4 protein-coding genes and 1 pseudogene are annotated in these 4,070 nt (G+C 72.7%); all 5 read left to right on the top strand.

The window, feature by feature from the left end; genetic code table 11:
• The first annotated feature begins 139 nt into the window (after positions 1-139).
• The gene (locus tag ABZU52_RS32030) at positions 140-655 is read left to right on the top strand and encodes a phage tail protein (RefSeq protein WP_354974655.1); all 516 of its coding nucleotides are present in this window, start codon (positions 140-142) and stop codon (positions 653-655) included.
• Positions 652-1,581 (top strand): hypothetical protein, encoded by a 930-nt coding sequence (locus ABZU52_RS32025; protein ID WP_354974654.1) that lies wholly within the window; start codon positions 652-654, stop codon positions 1,579-1,581. The genes ABZU52_RS32030 and ABZU52_RS32025 overlap by 4 nt, the downstream gene beginning before the upstream one ends.
• Positions 1,578-2,039, top strand: coding sequence for a hypothetical protein (locus ABZU52_RS32020; RefSeq protein WP_354974653.1), 462 nt, complete (start codon positions 1,578-1,580; stop codon positions 2,037-2,039). The genes ABZU52_RS32025 and ABZU52_RS32020 overlap by 4 nt, the downstream gene beginning before the upstream one ends.
• A gap of 30 nt (positions 2,040-2,069) precedes the next feature.
• Positions 2,070-2,852, top strand: coding sequence for a hypothetical protein (locus tag ABZU52_RS32015; protein ID WP_354974652.1), 783 nt, complete (start codon positions 2,070-2,072; stop codon positions 2,850-2,852).
• 120 nt (positions 2,853-2,972) lie between these two features.
• Positions 2,973-4,070, top strand: a pseudogene (locus tag ABZU52_RS32010) (hypothetical protein); the annotation flags it as partial.

Genomic DNA, 4,070 nt, shown 5'->3' with positions numbered 1-4,070 from the left:
GGCGAGCGCGGCGTGCACCGCAGCGCCGACGCCGTCACCTGGACGCCCAGCGCCAACCAGGCCACCGCCGACGTGGTGACCGTCCCGGATACCTGGCTGCTCTGCTCCGGCGAGCACGACATCGAGGTGGTGCGCCAGGATGCGACGCTCGGCGATTGAACGGCTGCTGCCCGCCGCCTACCAGCGGGCCTGCGTGCCGGGCAGCGTGCTCTGGGCGCTGCTGGACGTGATGGAGGGGCTGCACGCCCCGGACGAGGCGGTCCTCGCCGAGGTGGACGCGCTGTTCGACCCGTACCGGGCGCCGGACGGGATGGTCGTGCGGTTGACCCGCTGGGTGGCGATGGACCACGTGGTCGCCGCGCCCCGGCCGGACGCCCCGCTGCCGCTGCCGGTGGGTCGGCTGCGCGACCTGGTGGCCAACGCCGCCCTGATCGCCCGCTGGCGCGGCACCCCGTACGGGATACGCCGGGCCCTGGAGCTGGCCACCGGCACGTCGGGCTTCGCCATCGACGAACCCGCCGAGCGGCCCTTCCACGTCGTGGTGCGAGTGCCGGTCGCCGCCGCCGGCCAGCTTCCCGTGATCACCCGCATCGTCGAGGCGGAGAAACCCGCGTCGGCCACCGTCGAGATCGTCCTGGAAGAGGAGTCGTCATGACCACCGAGTGGGCGGTCGTCGCCGCCGCCGAGCAGTTCACCCTCGACCCGCGCAACAGCGGCGAGCTGACCTTCACCGTCTCCAACCCGGGCAACGCGCCGGACACTGTGGTGTTCGACGTGGCGCCCGGTGACGGTTCCCAGCGGGCCTGGTTCACCGTCGCCGAGCCGCAACGGGTGGTACCCGGGCAGGGTTCGGTGTCGTTCCTGGTCAGACTCGCCGTGCCGGCCGGCACCCCGCCCCGCCGCTACGACATGACCGGGTTCGCGTACTCGGCGAACACCGCGCCGGAGGAGAGTTCCCGCTCCAGCGGCCGGGTCACCTACGAGGTTCGGGCGGTCGCGCCGCCACGGCGTACCCCATGGTTGTGGATCGCCGCCGCGGCGGCGTTGGTGCTGGTGGTGGTCGCCGTGGCGGTGGTGTTGCTGACCCGCGACGGCGAGCCGGCCCCCGGCGAGCCGCGGGTGGTCACCGTCGAGGCGGAGAGCCTGGTGCCGGGCGCGGTGGTGGACTCCCCGACGAAGAGCGCCGCGAAGGTGGAGGCGCAGCCCAACTGCTGTGGGGTGACCTGGTCCGGCGACCAGCAGTTGTTCTTCCAGGGGCTGGCCATCGGCGACAAGGTCACCGTGACGGTGCAGATCCCGGCCGACGGCACCTGGCGGTTCGCCGCGGTACGCACCACCTCCTTCGACTACGCCAACACCGTCTTCGCGATCGACGGCACCCAGGTCGGCGGCACGTTCCTCGGTTTCACGCCGACGGTGCGAAAGACGGAGCTGCTGGACGTCGGCACGGTCCAGCTCAGCAAGGGCCCGCACCAGGTCACCCTCCTGGTGATCGGCAAGACGCAGGGCACGAACCGCTACTTCGCGGGCGTCGACGAGATCCGGTTCACCGAGATCGTGGCGCAGGCCGTGGCCCGATGAGTGGTCGGCAGAAGGCGCTGCTGGGGTTGCTCGCCGTCCTGCTGGTGGCGCTCTTCGTGGTCGCGGTCGGCGCGGGCCGCGACGACCGGGGTGACCCGGGGGCCCGACACGGGTTCGTCGACCGGTTGGGCGCGCTGGGTGGGGAGCGTTCCGCGGTGGATCCGGCGACGGTCAGCGCCGACTGCGCCGACGAGACGGGTCGGCTGGAGTTCTCCGGCACGTGCGTGCTGCGGGTCGCGGACCCCGGCGGGCTGCGCACCCTGGTGTTGCGCAGCGCGGCACGGTTCACTGTCGTCGCCCCGGCGCCCGGCGACGCCGACCTGACCATCCGCGACGAGGTGGAGCCGGCGGCGGACGGCACCGGCGCGGTGGCGAAGATCGCCGTCGACCAGGCCACCGAGGTGGGCCTGGTCTGCCCCGGCCTGGGCGGCTGCACTGTCGTCGTGGCCACCTCCTGACCCGACCTGGACCGAGAGGAAGGTGCCGCCGTGGGTGACCTGCGCAAGCCGTTCCTGCTGATGGCCATGCTCGCCATCGTCCTGGCGATCGGGGTGGAGCTCGGCGCCGGGCTGCTGCTCGGCGGCGCCGACGCCGGTGCGGCCCTCGCGGACAGCGCCGGCGCGTTGGACGTGCAGATTGACGACGTGTCCGGGGTCAGCGAACCGTCCGGCCGGGGCACCGGGTACCTGGCGTTGATCGACGCGGTGGCGGTCTGGAGCACCGGGCTGTTCTGCCTGGGCCTGCTGCTGCCCGAGCGGGTCCAGGGTCGGGTGCAGGGCGTCGCCAGCCTGATCTTCTCGATCATCCTTATCATCGTCGGGCTGGTCGCGCTGGTCATCGCGTTCGTGGAGCTGTCCATCATGGTGTCGCTGTTCCTGGCCGTCCCGTTCGGGACCCTGGCGTACCTGGCGCTGTGGGGCTTCTTCCCGGTCGGCGAGGCGGCGGTGCTGCTCGGGCTGGTGCTGCTGCTCAAGCTGGTGTGGGCGGGGATGCTGGTGCTGGCCCAGCCGCGCTTCCTGCAGAACAAGGGCCTGGTCCTGCTGATCCTCACCACCCTGCTGTGCACTGTCGTGCTGGAGTTCCTGCACAACCTGGTGCCGGTGATCCTGGTCAGCATCGTCGACGACGTGGCGGCGCTGGTCTTCGCGATCATCGCGATCATCTGGGGGTTGGTGCTGTTGATCGGCTCCATCCCGGCGATCGTCAAGGCCATCCGCGTCACCGCCGCCCTCCCGACCCGCGCCGGTTCCGGCCCCTCCCCACCCCGTTGATCATGAAGTTATTGCCGCTCCGCCCGGCGTGTCGTGACAACAACTTCATGATCAACGGACGGGCGGCCGGCGTTTTCGGGATCGGCAGCGTCCGGGTGGATTGTCTGTGACCCTGACGGCGTGGACAGGACGCCGGGGCACGACGCCGTCGAGTTGCGCGTACACGGCATCTCCGGGGTCACCGCCGAACGGATCCTCGACCACCCGATCGTGGTCCGGGTCGCCGGAGACGCGCACGCCGGCTTCTTCCGGCCCCGGCCGGGCAGCGGCCCCGCCGGCGGGGCCACCGACGGAGTCGCCGTCGAGGCGTACCGCTGGGGTTCGTTGACCGCCGGCGCGGCGGTCCGGACGGCCTCGATGTTGCTGCTGCTGCCCTTCATGCTGAGCAACCTGGCGATCTGGCTCCGGCCGCCGGGGCACGACCGGTGGGGGCTGCTCGGCGCGCTGTGCCGGTTGCTCGCCGGCACCCTGACGGTCACGTTCATGCTGGCGGCGGTGGGCGTCACGCTGGACCTGGTCGGTTGGCAGTGCGTGCCGTACCCCGGTTGCCGGGCCGGCCGCCCCTACCTGGCCTGGCTGCACAGCCTCCCGACCGGGCCCCGACTGGCCCTGCTGTCGATCGTTCCGCTGCTGGCGCTGCGGGTCGTCTGGGCCATCGGCACCCGGTCGGCGCGGGCCTTCGAGGGGTTCGGCCCGTCGTCGGGGGCGCGCCGGTCCGGCGGCCGGACCGATAGTCTCACCGACGCCGCCTTCTGGCAGGACGAGCAGACCACCGGTTGGCTGCGCCAGCTCCACGTGGTGTTCGGCGTCGGGACGCTGAACGTCGCCCTGCTCGCCGGCATCTCTCCGGGTGGGGTGGGTGCGCCCGGTCACCGCGTGCTGTTCGGGATCGCCGTCGGGCTGTTCGTGGTCGAGGTGGTCCTGCTCGCCCTGCCCGTGCCGACCAGCCCGGCGAGGGCCCGACGGCTCCTGCGCCCCCTCTGGGCGGTCACCGTGGTGGTGACCGTGTGCTGCCTCGGCACGGCCACGCTCGCGGGCCCGGCACCGTCCGGCCTGGGCAAGCTGCCCGGGTACGAGGGCGCCGCCGCCGGGGTGGTCGCCGCGCAGGGCGTCCTGCTCGTCGTGCTCACCGTCGTCACGTACACCCGGCAGCGCGCCGTCCCGGGCGACGAGCGCCCGGTCCTGCGCGGGCTCGGCACCCCGATCATGGCGGCGGCG

Origin of the sequence: Micromonospora sp. NPDC005220 (assembly GCF_040607895.1) — a bacterium.
In the GTDB taxonomy this organism is placed as follows: Bacteria; Actinomycetota; Actinomycetes; order Mycobacteriales; family Micromonosporaceae; genus Micromonospora.
Note: the sequence above shows the minus strand (reverse complement) of the source record. Positions and strands in the feature narration are given on the sequence as shown.